Source organism: Ruegeria sp. AF1, assembly GCF_056542125.1.
The window spans coordinates 222225-235097 of sequence record NZ_JBQFZG010000003.1; the positions used below are offsets into that span (position 1 = coordinate 222225).

14 protein-coding genes are annotated in these 12873 nt (G+C 57.8%); 4 read left to right on the plus strand and 10 right to left on the minus strand.

Annotated elements, in window-relative coordinates:
- Window positions 1-56: 56 nt before the first annotated feature.
- Genes ACR0BK_RS07965 through ACR0BK_RS07975 form a run of 3 tightly spaced genes read right to left on the minus strand, consistent with a single transcriptional unit; the run spans window position 57 to window position 2148 of the window.
- Window positions 57-584, minus strand: coding sequence for a hypothetical protein (locus tag ACR0BK_RS07965; protein ID WP_480474930.1), 528 nt, complete (start codon window positions 582-584; stop codon window positions 57-59).
- Window positions 581-1426 carry a GNAT family N-acetyltransferase gene (locus ACR0BK_RS07970; RefSeq protein ID WP_480494385.1) on the minus strand — a complete coding sequence of 282 codons (846 nt, stop codon included), beginning with the start codon at window positions 1424-1426 and terminating at the stop codon, window positions 581-583. The genes ACR0BK_RS07965 and ACR0BK_RS07970 overlap by 4 nt, the downstream gene beginning before the upstream one ends.
- Window positions 1423-2148: a 16S rRNA (uracil(1498)-N(3))-methyltransferase gene (locus ACR0BK_RS07975; RefSeq protein WP_209506655.1), complete on the minus strand. Its 726-nt coding sequence runs from the start codon at window positions 2146-2148 to the stop codon at window positions 1423-1425. Before ACR0BK_RS07975 ends, ACR0BK_RS07970 begins: the two co-directional genes overlap by 4 nt.
- Before the next feature lie 11 nt (window positions 2149-2159).
- Between ACR0BK_RS07975 and ubiA the strand changes: the two genes are divergently transcribed.
- From ubiA to ACR0BK_RS07990, 3 genes are all read left to right on the plus strand, one after another.
- Window positions 2160-3122 (plus strand): 4-hydroxybenzoate octaprenyltransferase, encoded by a 963-nt coding sequence (gene ubiA / locus ACR0BK_RS07980; RefSeq protein WP_209598711.1) that lies wholly within the window; start codon window positions 2160-2162, stop codon window positions 3120-3122.
- 64 nt (window positions 3123-3186) lie between these two features.
- Window positions 3187-5106: an OmpA family protein gene (locus ACR0BK_RS07985; protein WP_480474925.1), complete on the plus strand. Its 1920-nt coding sequence runs from the start codon at window positions 3187-3189 to the stop codon at window positions 5104-5106.
- A 1-nt stretch (window position 5107) separates the two neighbouring features.
- A complete protein-coding gene (locus tag ACR0BK_RS07990) occupies window positions 5108-5428 on the plus strand; it encodes a hypothetical protein (protein WP_267365430.1) in 321 nt (106 codons plus the stop codon).
- A gap of 54 nt (window positions 5429-5482) precedes the next feature.
- On the opposite strand, the gene ACR0BK_RS07995 is transcribed toward ACR0BK_RS07990, so the two are convergent.
- Genes ACR0BK_RS07995 through pgsA form a run of 3 tightly spaced genes read right to left on the minus strand, consistent with a single transcriptional unit; the run spans window position 5483 to window position 6847 of the window.
- A complete protein-coding gene (locus ACR0BK_RS07995) occupies window positions 5483-5926 on the minus strand; it encodes a molybdenum cofactor biosynthesis protein MoaE (RefSeq protein ID WP_480474924.1) in 444 nt (147 codons plus the stop codon).
- 3 nt (window positions 5927-5929) lie between these two features.
- Entirely contained in the window at window positions 5930-6175 is a 246-nt protein-coding gene (moaD, locus tag ACR0BK_RS08000) for a molybdopterin converting factor subunit 1 (RefSeq protein ID WP_480474923.1), read from the minus strand.
- A gap of 3 nt (window positions 6176-6178) precedes the next feature.
- The gene (gene pgsA, locus ACR0BK_RS08005) at window positions 6179-6847 is read right to left on the minus strand and encodes a CDP-diacylglycerol--glycerol-3-phosphate 3-phosphatidyltransferase (protein ID WP_480518324.1); all 669 of its coding nucleotides are present in this window, start codon (window positions 6845-6847) and stop codon (window positions 6179-6181) included.
- A 174-nt stretch (window positions 6848-7021) separates the two neighbouring features.
- Between pgsA and ACR0BK_RS08010 the strand changes: the two genes are divergently transcribed.
- Window positions 7022-7906, plus strand: a complete 885-nt coding sequence (locus ACR0BK_RS08010) for a DMT family transporter (RefSeq protein WP_480554261.1) — start codon at window positions 7022-7024, stop codon at window positions 7904-7906.
- Here the strand turns inward: ACR0BK_RS08010 and uvrC are convergent.
- From uvrC to ACR0BK_RS08030, 4 genes are all read right to left on the minus strand, one after another.
- The gene (gene uvrC / locus ACR0BK_RS08015; protein WP_480554262.1) at window positions 7903-9765 is read right to left on the minus strand and encodes an excinuclease ABC subunit UvrC; all 1863 of its coding nucleotides are present in this window, start codon (window positions 9763-9765) and stop codon (window positions 7903-7905) included. The two genes, ACR0BK_RS08010 and uvrC, sit on opposite strands and share 4 nt — an antisense overlap.
- A 290-nt stretch (window positions 9766-10055) precedes the next feature.
- Complete coding sequence (locus ACR0BK_RS08020) at window positions 10056-10835, minus strand: SDR family oxidoreductase (RefSeq protein ID WP_480554263.1); 780 nt, start codon at window positions 10833-10835, stop codon at window positions 10056-10058.
- Window positions 10836-10856: 21 nt separating this feature from the next.
- A complete protein-coding gene (locus ACR0BK_RS08025; protein WP_480554294.1) occupies window positions 10857-11819 on the minus strand; it encodes a calcium/sodium antiporter in 963 nt (320 codons plus the stop codon).
- A 171-nt stretch (window positions 11820-11990) separates the two neighbouring features.
- Entirely contained in the window at window positions 11991-12788 is a 798-nt protein-coding gene (locus ACR0BK_RS08030) for a S49 family peptidase (RefSeq protein WP_480554264.1), read from the minus strand.
- Window positions 12789-12873: the final 85 nt, after the last annotated feature.

Here is a 12873-nt window from a genome sequence, read left to right on the forward strand (position 1 = left end):
CCGATCCTGCTGTGTCTGTTTTGAAGGTCAAGTGGTGGTCGTAAATGGCGCCAGTGTCAATGCAACGGCAAATGCGCCGGGCGCGACGGTGTACGTTCCCAGATAACGACCGGATGCTGCGATTTGCCGTTGAGTTCCGACAGCATTTGCTCGGTTTTGAGGCCCGGCAGGTTTGAGAATACGTCGAACAACGCCTCGGCTCCTTCTGCATTCACAGGAATGTGAAGCGCTGGCTGGCCCGGCTGATCCAGAACCCAATGTGCGGGGTCGGAGGTCGGGTCAAGGGCCAGACGCTCAATTTCGCGGGACGCGACGATGCCGCCATCCAAGGGACCCAGATAAGTGATCTGGCCTTCATCAATCGTCACGACACCTTGCCCACCCGCCCCTGTTCTGAAACGCGCGCGCTGAATGCCGATCACAGCCAAAGCCGCTGACACGACAATCAGAAACCAGCCTACCCAGGCCAACAGCCCACCCGGCCCGCTGATCCAGCTCAGACCAAGGATCAGGACAAAAGCCGCGACCAGAACCTCGCGCCAACGCCAAAGCGCCAGTTTTGCTTCGGGTCGGATGAAACTCATGAGAGCACCCTTTGCGGTTCCTGAAGCAAAGCGACCTTGTACCAGCCCACCTGTTGGAACCCGATCGCCTCATAGGCACGGGCGGCAGGTGCGTTGTTCGCAAACAGGATCGCGGCCGCCGCGCCCTCGGATTTTGCTTTCTGCATCAATGCGGTCGTGACCCGTCGACCCAGGCCACGGTTTCTGTTTTTACGTGGAACAAAAACACCACCGACCTGAACTTGGTCGTGAACCCTGGCATTTACAGACGCCATGGCAACCGGCGCGTCGCCTTCCATCAGGACAATCGCCCTGCCTGCGGTCATTTCCGCCTCGACGCGCTCTGCGGCAAGCTCACGCGCCTCTTCGCCTGCGGCTTGTCCGGTATCCTCGATGTAATCCGCAAACCAAGTGTGCAGCCTTGCTCGATCCTCGGCGCGCAAAGCGCGATAAGGAACAGGTACCTCAGTCAGACCGCGCAGGTCACGTCGATAAAGCGGTTCATCGTGATTCAACCGGTACTTCGCCTTCCCCAATCCCAGAGCGCCCAACGTCAACTCGACCTGAGGTGCATCCCCCGTCATACCCAAAACGGTTTCGCCTTCGATCATCCGAGCGAACCACTCGGCAGCTTCGGTTTCAGCGTTGGGCAATTGAACCATCAGATAGCCCTTCTTGCTGAGCCCGAAGACACCCTGAACCTGATCCTCACCCCAGATGAAGTAGCGGCTGGAATATTCATTCGCATTCAACCCCACCCCATGAGCCGCCAAATTGCCACGCAAGAACATTGAACTGTCAGGGTAGCGGGCCAGAAACCTCTCAAGCGCCGGGGCATCCGATTGAACCGCCTCGCGAATCACGACCAATCTCCCAATGCCTGCTGCCACATGGTCAACGCGGCCACCGCCGCTGTATCCGCCCGCAGAATACGCGGGCCAAGACTGACCACATGCGCATAGGGCAAAGCCGATAGCCGTGCGCGCTCAGCGTTGGAAAACCCGCCTTCCGGGCCGATGAGAATAGCCCAGGGGCGCCCTTTTTCATTCGCTGCCAGCCGCAAGGCCGAGCCGACCTCGGCTTCGTTGCAGAACATCAACTGCCGACCTTCAGGCCAGGTCTTCAGCACACGGTCCAGCCGCTGAAGGTCTGCCACTTCGGGCACGTAGGTTCCTCCGCATTGTTCAGCGGCTTCGATTGCATGAGCCTGAAGCCGGTCTTGCCGGATACGGTCTGCGTTGGTGAATTCGGTCTGAACTGGCAGGATGCGAGCCGCGCCCATTTCAGCGGCTTTTTCAACAATGAAATCGGTGCGCGCCTTTTTGATCGGCGCAAACAGGAACCACAGATCGGGGGGCAGCTGCAAAGGTTTGGTCTGCCTGATACAGGTCAGAGCGCCGCCACGTTTTCCGGACTCAGCCACCTCGGCTAGCCACTCTCCATCTTTGCCGTTAAATAGCGCCACTGCTCCGCCAACCGGCAGTCGCATGACGCCAAACAGATAGTGCGCCTGATCGCGTGTCAAAGGAACCGATTGCCCCTGACCCAAGGGCTGCTCTACATACAGTCTGATTTTCGCACTCATGAGACCTACATATGCAAGGCAATGCCCCAACACCAGATGGTCAAGTCGCCGATGCCGTCACCGGCAATTGGGTCGACACCCATGCCCCAGCCTTTGCCCGTCCGTATCTGCGCCTCAGCCGCGCGGACCGGCCCATCGGCACATGGCTGTTGCTGCTTCCATGTTGGTGGGGGCTGGCGCTGGCCATCCTGCATGACGGCCAACCGCGTTGGGAAGATCTGTGGATTGCCCTAGGCTGCGCATTCGGAGCCTTTTTGATGCGAGGTGCCGGTTGCACGTGGAATGACATTACAGACCGGGAATTCGACGCACAGGTTGAACGCACACGATCACGCCCGATACCGTCGGGGCAAGTCAGTGTCCGGCAAGCTGCGGCCTGGATGATCCTGCAAAGTCTTCTGGCGCTTGGCATTCTGCTCAGCTTCAATCAGGCGGCCATTGCCATGGGTGTGTTATCTTTGCTGCCGGTGACCGTTTATCCGTTTGCCAAGCGGTTTACCTGGTGGCCTCAGGTTTTTCTGGGTCTGGCCTTCAACTGGGGCGCATTGCTGGCCTGGACGGCGCATAGCGGGTCGCTCGGCTGGCCTGCTGTCACACTGTACCTGTCCGGCATCGCGTGGACCCTGTTCTATGACACGATCTATGCACATCAGGATACCGAGGATGATGAACTGGTCGGCATCAAATCCACCGCGCGCCTGTTCGGCACCGACACGGCGAAATGGCTGAAGTATTTTCTGGTCGCAACAGTATCGCTGATGGGGCTGGCCATTATTGATGCCGGGGTGCCTGACGCGTCGATTCTGGCGTTGGGGATCGCGCTTTGCGGTCCCTGGGCCATGGGCTGGCACATGATGTGGCAATTGCGCGGGCTAGATACCGAAGACAACGCCAAACTACTGCTGCTGTTTCGGGCCAACCGCGATACCGGCTTTATTCCGCTGATCTTCCTCTGCGTCGCCTTGCTGCTCTGATTGCACCCGCTGTACGGGGCCTGTAAAGATCGGCGCAAACGCCTGAGGAGTGCCAAACCCAAACATGCGTCTGCCGTATTTTATCGCTGTTTCCCTGATCTTTCTCGTATCAGCAGGCCTGTCGCTTCTGGCAGCCAGCTATGCCGTTACCGAGATCGAAGAATCATCAGAACTGGCTGTACGGCGCTCGCTGGACCTAAAAGGACATGATTGGGCCGAGGTCGAGGCCGATGGTTTGCGGGTGGTCCTGACCGGTACAGCGCCAGATGAGGCGACCCGCTTTAACGCTCTGACCGCCGCGGGAACCGAAGTTGATACATCTCGCGTAATCGATGAAATGGAGGTTATCGCAACTTCTGCCCTCGCAGCACCGCGCTTTTCGGTAGAAATCCTGCGCAATGACAGTGGAATCTCGGTGATTGGTCTGATCCCGGCCAGTGAGAACAGGGACAAGCTGATCCAACGGCTGGGCAATCTGGACAGATCCGTTGCCGTGTCGGACCTGATGGAAACAGCGGATTATCCAAAGCCCAAAGGATGGGATGCCGCAATTTCTTACGCGTTAGAGGCCCTAACCCACCTGCCCCGCGCCAAAATTTCCGCCAACCCGGATTTGGTCAGGATCACGGCAATTGCCAACAGTCAGCAAGAAAAACAAAAACTGGAACGCGACCTGACCCGTACGGCACCGCCCAGCCTGCGGGTTGGGCTGGCAATTTCAGCACCTCGCCCGGTCGTCACGCCTTTTACTTTGCGTTACCTGATCGACGAAGGAGGTGGGCATTTTGACGCCTGTTCCGCCCAGGATGAGAAGGCACGTGACCGTATCGTGGCCGCCGCGAAGAACGCGGGGTTGACGGGGTCTTATTCCTGCACCGTCGCCTTGGGCGAACCATCGCCACGCTGGCCAGAAGCAGCCGAGAAAAGCATTCAGGCGCTGTTCAGGATCGGCCAGGGTTCGGTCACCATTTCCGACGCAGACATTACCCTGATTGCTGCCGAGGGCACCGATCCTACGGTGTTCGACCGGGTTGTGGGCGAGCTTGAAACCGAGCTGCCTGCGGTTTTCGCACTGCACGCCGTTTTGCCAGAGCCTGAAACAACGAACGCAAACGGCCCGGTCGAGTTCTCGGCCACCCGCAGCCCTGAAGGGCTGGTGCAATTGCGCGGACGGCTGGGTGATGAAACTCTGCGCGACATGGTCGACAGCTACGCGCGCGCGGCCTTTGGGTCCGATCAGGTGTATACTGCCACCCGCATCGTTTCGGATCTTCCGGCGGACTGGCCAGTACGTGTACTGGCCGGTCTGGAGGCTTTGGGTCAGCTCCACAACGGCGTATTGACCGTAACACCCGATACGGTCGAACTGATCGGCCTCAGCCACGAAGAAGACGCCAAGGCCCGTATCGCAGGTCAACTGTCCGACAAGCTGGGCGAGGGGCAGGAATACACCCTGACCATCACCTATCAGCCCCCACCGGAACCCGAGGACGCCCTGCCCGACCCGGAAGTCTGCGAGGCCCAGATCGCCGAAATTCAGGCCACCGGTAAGATCGCCTTTGAGCCCGGATCGGCCACGATTGCATCAGACTCGCGCGATGTGGTGAACCAGATTGCGGATATCCTGCGCGACTGCGGTCCAATCCGTATGGAGATTCAGGGCCACACTGACAGTCAGGGCCGGGAAGAGATGAACCAACAACTCAGCCAGGCGCGGGCACAATCCATTCTGAACGAATTGCGCGGGCGGCGCATTCCTACCAGCAGCTACACCGCTGTGGGATATGGGGAAACGCAACCCATCGCTGACAACGACACAGAAGAGGGCCGGGAAGAAAACCGCCGGATCGAGTTCCGTCTGATCCGCCCTGAGCCTGTTGCAAGTACCAAAACAGGGCTTGAAGCGCTTGAGACCGAGGCTGCGACATCCGCAGAGGACCAAACCGACACGACCGCACCTGATGCGGATGCAGGGGACCAGTAAGTTGAACAGAACAGAATTCGTCATTGTCACTGCCATTATCCTGTTCGCGGCCTTCTGCATGGGCTGGTTTGCCAACTGGCTGGCGCACCGCCTGTCCCGCGTAAGTCAAAGCGATGTCGCTGATCTGGACCGGATGAGTCAGGAGTTGCACGAGGCCGAGGAAACCCGCGATCAGGCCATCACCTATTTGCAGCAACGTGAGGCCGAATTGACGAACCAGCTAACCCAGACAGAGGCCGAGCTGGCAGCCGCAATGGATGGCCTGCGGGCCGCGCGTCAGGAGGCCGAAGAACTGCGCGGACGGATCAACAACGCGGATTAAGCGCACGACCTTGCGCCGTCGCCGAAGTTTGCAAGAATAAACGGTCGCTAAGTACTACCACCGGGTCAGCGCGTCTTCGTCTTCGTCTTTGGCTGCGACCCATTCCGCACCAGAGTGGGTGATTTCCTTCTTCCAGAAGGGTGCGCGAGACTTCAGATAATCCATCAAGTATTCCGCTGCCTCAAACGCATCTTTACGATGCGGCGCAGCGGTGGCCACCATCATGATCCTGTCCCCCGGGGCCAGTCGGCCATGACGGTGAATCACCAGGACGTCACCCAATGACCACCGCTCCTTGGCTTCCCGGGCAATCTTGGTCAGGGCCCGTTCCGTCATACCCGGATAGTATTCAATCTCCATCACGTCCAGATCACCGCTTGCCAAGTCGCGCACAACGCCAGTGAAGGTGACAATGGCTCCGTTGGCATCATCCCCGGCGGCAAAAGCATTGGCCTCGGCCCCCAGATCGAATGCTTCCTGCTGAACAGCGATCCGCATGGGTCAGCCGCCTGTCATTGGTGGAAAAAATGCCACTTCCCGAACGCCCGACAGCGAGGCGTCGAAATCCGACAACTCCTGATCCAGTGCAACGCGCAGGGCGGACAAATCGGCAAATGCCGCGGCATAGCGATCTTCCCGCGCGCTCAACTCGGCCACCAGGTCATTGACTGTGACTGCCTGCGTCTCGACCTTTTCCTTTGGCAAGCCGATACGCTCGCGAACCCATGCAAAATACAGCACATCCATCCCTTAGATCTCCTTCAGATGTGGCATGGCTTTACGTAGGTAATCATAGCCGGTGATCAATGTCAGCGTCGCCGCAATCCACAGCAACCACAGCCCGATCTGGCCCGCCCAAAACATGCCATGGATGTTCCAGCGCAGGTGGTTCACATCTTCAACCTGGCCCGCGATGACCTGTTCTACCAGCGCAGCGTCCATGCCGAAACTCGCCATCACAGCATAGTGTTCAAAGATACCCTGCGAGAACAGCACGGCAATGGCGATCATCTGCGCTGTTGTTTTCCACTTAGCCAGCTTTGTAACCTTCAGCGTCCCCGCAACATCGCCCAGATATTCGCGCAGGCCCGAGACAAAAACCTCGCGGAACAAGATTACGGTGGCGGGTAGCACGAGCCATGGCGTCCAGTGTTCGGTCGAATAGCCAACCAGAATCATCAGCGCGATCACCACCATTGCCTTGTCGGCAATAGGGTCCAGCATCGCACCCATCTTGGTTTCCTGTTTCCACGCACGGGCCAGATAGCCATCAAACCAATCGGTGATCGCCGCCGACAGGAACAGGATCAAAGCGAACCAGTCCGCATAGGGCCGCGTGAAGTACAAAAACATAACGGCCAGACCGGGCGCAGCCAGCAGGCGTAGAACCGTCAGGATATTGGGCAAATTCCACTTCATGGCTTGGACCCTATATCGCCGGTTCAAGACAGAAAAGACAAACTGGTAAAAAACTACATCACTCACAACAGCTTGGTCAAAGCGCCGCAGGTCCGACGCTTTGGACCTTGTGCACTTGGCGTTTCACGTCTTTGCGGTCAGATTGCCCGTCAACTGCAAAGCGGAACGTACAGGATGACAGCGCATATTCAAACCGACGCCCGGTCGAACATGGTCGGCAGCCTGTGGATGGTGGCCGCAATGGCGGGCTTTGCGCTGGAGGATGCGTTGCTGAAAGCAGCTTCGACCGCGCTTCCGATCTGGCAGGTAATGGTGCTGTTCGGGACGGGCGGGTCCGTTATCTTTGCCGCGCTGGCGTCAGCTCGTGGAAAACGCCTGATGCACCCAGACGTTCTTTCCCGCCCGATGAAAGTTCGGGTGCTGTTCGAAGTCTTTGGTCGGCTGTTCTATGTGCTCGCCATCGCATTGACGCCCTTGTCCTCGGCCACGGTGATCCTGCAAGCGACGCCGTTAGTTGTGGTCGCAGGCGCGGCGTTGTTCTTTGGTGAAACGGTTGGTTGGCGGCGATGGAGCGCAATTTTTGTCGGTATGATCGGCGTCGTCATTATTCTGCAACCCACTGGAAACAGTTTTTCGCTGCTGTCGATACTGGCCGTGCTGGGTATGTTAGGGTTCGCAGGGCGCGATCTGGCCAGCCGCGCGGCCCCTGCCACGCTTGGAACCGAAGTTCTAGGGTTTTATGGTTTCCTCAGCATTATCTTCGCGGGCGTTGCCTATCAAGTGTGGGAAGGCCTGCCCATGACACCGGTTGGCCTGCACACCAGCCTGCATCTGACGGGCGCGGTTCTGATGGGCGTCATGGCCTATGCCTCGCTCATGAACGCGATGCGCACGGGAGAAGTGTCTGCCGTAACCCCGTTCCGCTATACCCGACTGCTGTTCGGTATTGGGTTGGGTATCGCCCTGTTCGGCGAAAGCCTGAACCGTACCATGTGGGTCGGCAGCGCGCTTATTGTAGCCTCGGGCCTCTATATCCTGTGGCGGGGGCGACAGGTCTAACCCTTGTCGTGGAAGAAATCATAGACTTTCTGAGCCAACCCGGCCGAGATCCCCTCGACCGCTTTCAGGTCCGCCAGATTGGCCCGGCTTACCGCTTTGGCGCTGCCGAAGTGAGTCAGCAAGGCGCGCTTGCGTGCTGCCCCGACACCTGGGATTTCATCCAGCGGCGTGGCACCAACGGCCTTGGCGCGTTTCGCACGGTGGGTGCCAATGGCAAAACGGTGCGCCTCGTCCCTTAGCCGTTGAATAAAGTACAAGACGGGATCGTTGCGTTTCAGCGCAAAGGGGCGCTGACCGATCCGGTGAAACTCTTCCTTGCCGTGGTCACGGTCGACCCCTTTGGCAACACCGACCATCGGAATGTCTTCGACCCCGTGAGCCTGCATGATCTCGTGCACAGCGCTGACCTGCCCGGCACCGCCATCGATCAGCAGCAGGTCGGGCCAAAGCCCCTTATCCCGATCCGGGTCTTCTTTTTGCAGGCGGGTGAAGCGACGGTTCAGAACCTCTTTCATCATGCCGAAATCGTCACCCGGGGTCAGGTCATCGCCACGAATGTTGAACTTGCGATAGGCGTTCTTCATGAACCCGTCGGGCCCTGCCACGATCATGCCGCCAACAGCGTTGGTACCCTGAATGTGAGAGTTGTCGTAGACCTCGATCCGACCGGGCGGGCCGTCCAGATCAAATGCTTCGGCCACACCGCGCAACAACTTGGCCTGTGTCGCGCTTTCCGACATGCGCCGGGCCAGAGACTCTCGCGCATTGCGCAATGCACCTGCAACCAGTTCCTGTTTTTCCCCGCGCTGCGGCACGAGAAGCTCGATCTTACGACCGGCTTTTTCCGTCAAAGCTTCCTGCATCAGATCGGCGTTTTCGATCCCGTCCGACAAAATCAACTGCCGTGGTGGTTCCTTGTTGTCGTAGAACTGGCCAAGGAAAGCTTCCATCACCTCGGCCGGAGATACATCTGGTCCTACACGCGGGTAAAAATCCTTGTTGCCCCAGTTCTGGTTGGCACGGATGAAGAACACCTGAACACAGGCTTGCCCGCTGTCCATATAAAGGCCGATCACATCTGCTTCGGTCACACCACGAGGGTTGATGCCTTGTGCGGTCTGTACCTGCGTCAGCGCCCGGATACGGTCGCGCAGACCGGCGGCGCGTTCGAACTCCATGGCCTCGGACGCAGCCATCATCTGTTCGGCCAGTTCCTCCTGAACCTTGGTCGAGCGCCCCGACAGGAAACGTTCTGCATCCTTCACGCTTTCACTGTAATCCTGTTCCGAAATCAAACCGACACAGGGCCCCGAGCACCGTTTGATCTGATAAAGCAGACAGGGCCGCGTGCGGCTGTCGAACATGGAATCCGAACAGTTGCGCAGCAGGAATGCCTTTTGCAGCTGGTTCAATGTGCGGTTTACAGCACCCGCGCTGGCAAATGGTCCGAAATAGGCGCCCTTCTCCTTCTTGGCCCCACGGTGTTTCTTGATCTGCGGAAACTCATGATCCTTGGCGACCAGGATATTCGGAAAGCTTTTGTCGTCCCGCAGCAGCACATTGTATTTCGGTTTAAGCTGCTTGATCAGGTTCTGCTCCAGCAGCAGCGCCTCGGTTTCAGTTCTTGTGGTCAGAAACATCATCGAAGCGGTCGAAGCGATCATCTTCTCGATCCGGCCCGAATGACCCGGCCTTGTATAGTTCGACACCCGCGCCTTCAGGTTTCGCGCCTTACCCACGTATAAAACCCGACTGTCGGCATCCAGCATCCGGTACACCCCGGGTGAGCTGTCCAGCGTCTTTGCGTAGCGCTGAATGCAGGCATAACCGGTCAGGGACGATTCACTGTGGGTAGTCATGGGATTCCGATATGATTCTCTTTTACTGGCTGCAATCTTGCGGGCCTCAGATCAAGAGAAAACAAATCCACGATTCCTGTGGATAAGTGTGAAGATAAGTTTTCACAGCCATAGAATTTCCCTTGTTTCATTACCACTTCATTAACATGCACAAAAAATAGGCACATTTTCAAGATATTGATTTTTAACAATATTTTTTCACACATTTAGCAAGTGTATGAAAAAAAAGACATTTTTGTAACACGCGGGTAACACAAACGTGCGCGGTGCAAAACTTGCAGCGATATTGCTTATTCAACTCCCAGAACATCCGGCGTTTTCCACCCAAGGTGCTGACCGCCATCCACGCAAATAAGTTGTCCCGTTACCGCGTGCGCATCCAGAAAATACCCCATGGCGGCGGTGATATCCGATGGATTTGACCCGCGTTCCAGAACCGTATTCGATCTTTGCGCCTGGAAATGCTCGGCGCTTTGACGATGCCCCTGTACCGTCGGTCCGGGCCCAATGGCATTGACTCGGATTGCCGGGGACAGCGCCTGTGCCGAGGTACGGGTCAGCGTCCATAACCCCATTTTGGCGATGGTGTAAGACATGAACTCGGGTGTCAGCTTGCGTACGCGCATGTCCACCATGTTGATGATCAGACCGGTCGCAAGGGGTTCACCGTTTTCGTCTGTATCCGGGACCAGCCCCTGCCCGGCCATGGCTTGGGTCAAAACGAACGGTGCGCGCAGATTGCTGTCGAGATGGCGGTCCCAGCTTTGGCGGGTCGCTGTGTGAACGCTGTCATATTCAAAGATCGATGCGTTGTTTACCAGACAGGTGATCGGCCCACCCAGAGCCTCGGCTGCTTTGGGCAGCAGGTCCTGCACCTGTGCCTCGTCCAGCAGATCGGCCTGCAATGCCACCGACCGTCGATCCAATGCCTGTACCTCCGCCACGGTCTCGTGCGCGGGGCGTTCTGAGGACGCAAAATGAACGGCGACATCATATCCACGACCCGCCAGATAAAGCGCCATGGCCCGACCCAGACGAATACCGGCACCGGTCACTAAAGCTCGGGTCATGCTTCACCTCGTTTCGTCAGATCACACCAGCAATACAGTGACATAAAGCGCATAAAGGAGGGTCAGCACCAGACCCCAAACGCGAGAGATATCCTGCTTGAAGACAACAAAGGGAACCAGAAGCAGTGATGCGCCCAACATGACCCAAAGGTCAAAATGCAGGAAACCGGGATCGACCGGGATACGCCCGAACCAGGTTGCGATCCCGATAATGGCCAGAAGATTGAACATGTTTGAGCCAATCACGTTGCCTAGGGCCACATCAGCCTGCCGGCGCAAAGCGGCCATGACAGTCGTTGCCAATTCGGGCAATGACGTTCCGACCGCAATCAAGGTCAGACCGATAACCGTTTCACTGACACCATAGTTCCGGGCGATGACCGTCGCATTTTCCACCAGCAGGTGCGCCCCCATCGGAAGACCCACAAGCCCGAGGATCAGGTAAACCGATACCTTCCAGTAAGGCATGTCAGGATCGGCTTCTTCCAGGCCGTCTAGATCGTCATCATCCGCACAGGCTTTGCCACAGGCCTTGCGGTGCGCCTTTGCTTCACGAAAGGCATTCGTCAGAACCAGGCCCAAAGCCGCCAGCAGGATCAGGCCGCTGACGACGGTGAATGTTCCACAAAACGCCAACCCTATGAACAGGGCCGTCGCCATCAGCATGAAGGCATAGTTCCTACGGCTGTCGCATTCGCTGGTATGGATCGTTGCCAGCATCGCTGGAAGACCAAGAACCAACAGGATATTGGCCGTGTTTGATCCGACAACATTGCCCAGCGCGATACCCGGTGCGTGTTCCTTGACGGCGCTGATAGCAATCAGCAACTCGGGCGCTGACGTGCCGAAGGCCACAATCGTAAGGCTGACGATCAGGGCTGGGACACCCAAACGCAGGCTCAGGTTCACTGCGCCCCGCACCAAGGCATCGCCTGCCAGCAACAGGATCAACAGGCCAAGACCAGACAGCAGCCACGTTGTGATCAAGCCCGGCCTCCTTTTTCACAGGCACAGGGGCCCTTTCCGATGCGGTACCGACCGCATCGCGGACATTTTGCCGAGCTTAGCCTTTTCTGCCCGGGAAACCGCAACTTGCCGAACATTGCCAATACGCCCATTGCGATCAGAAAAAGAGTGACAGCCTTTACGATCACGTCACAAACCGAAACGCGCGTAGGCTGCCCGCTCCTCTAACCCTGCGATGGCGTCCTGCGCCAAGCTGGCCCCAAACCGGGTCCAGATCGGTTTTTTCACGCCATAGCGGCGAAATTTGACCTTGTCGCCGAAACGGTCCTGCATCTTTGGCTTCAGATGTGCGATGCCGTCGATCAACCCCAATTCCTGCGCGCGTCGCGCCAGCCAAACCTCGCCCGTGAACAGATCAGCTTCCTGATTCAGCTTGTCCCCGCGCCGATCTTTGACATGCGCAATGAAATTCTCGTGGATATCACCTAACAACCCTTGCAGGCGGGCCACATCCTCTTTCTTTTCCGGTGAAAACGGATCGAGCATGGACTTCGATTTCCCGGCGGTATGGACCCGCCGCTCAAACCCTTGCCGCGCCAGAAAGACATGCGCACCAAATCCAGCCGAGATCACACCGATCGATCCCAGTACGGAACTGTCATCGGCCCAGATCTCATCCGCTGCGGCGGCCAGCCAATACCCACCGGATGCAGCGACGTCTTCGACAAAAGCGATGACCGGCACGTCCAGTTCTTCGGACAAACGCCGAATGCGCGCACCGATCATTGAACTTTGGACAGGGGATCCGCCCGGTGAATTGATCTCAAGCGCCACGGCCGCAGGTTTTCCCTTGCGAAAGGCTTTCTCGAGAACCGGCGCCAGCGTGGCGTCGTTCAAAGATCCGCGCCCGGCCATTCCAATGGCGCCGGACAGGCGGACGATGGCCACACAGGGGTGATTTTTGACGAACGGCAGGCTGAGCTTCATGGGTGCCGATGTAGAGTGCCACCAACCCGTAAACAAGGGACTCTTCGAACCTTGAACGCGACGTGAACCAGATTCGCACACTCGA